This window comes from Oleiphilus sp. HI0066, assembly GCF_001635725.1.
The window spans coordinates 1-496 of record NZ_LWFH01000717.1 but is presented as its reverse complement, the minus strand read 5'-3'; the positions used below and the strand labels follow the sequence as shown (position 1 = coordinate 496).

Below are 496 nucleotides of genomic sequence, written 5' to 3'. Positions count from 1 at the left end.
CTAAAAAGCAAAAAGAGTTGTTGAAAGAGTTTCAAGAGACTCTTGAAAGTGGGTCGAAGAAACATGCGCCCCAGAAGCATTCTTGGTTTGAGGGGGTTAAAAGCTTCTTTGACGACATGAAGCTTTAGTGCAGGACTGCATGCTATTTTCACCTCAAGCTTTGTTAACAGTGTACTCAAATGCTCACTTACTTCGTGTAAGCTCAGCTTTTCCGTGCACTTTCGCCTCGCTTGATGCAAAAATATCTATCCAGTAGGTGTGTGCCGAGTTTTTACTGTATAGAGTTTGGTTAGTAATTAAGCTATTTATAATTCCCGCCTTTGAGCGGGAATTTTTCATTTAAAAAAGAGGGTAAAGCAATGGTACGCATTGCAGTAACAGGTGCGATTGGCCGCATGGGTAAAATGTTGATTGAAGCTGTTCATCAATCAGCAGAAGCAGAATTAAGCGCAGCGATTGTTTTGCCAGACAGTAGTGTGATTGGTGCCGATGCAGG

At 42.1% G+C, this 496-nt stretch carries 1 pseudogene; it reads left to right on the top strand.

Features of this window, described 5'->3' with window-relative positions:
• Positions 1-359: 359 nt before the first annotated feature.
• Positions 360-496, top strand: a pseudogene (locus A3738_RS29245) (4-hydroxy-tetrahydrodipicolinate reductase); the annotation flags it as partial.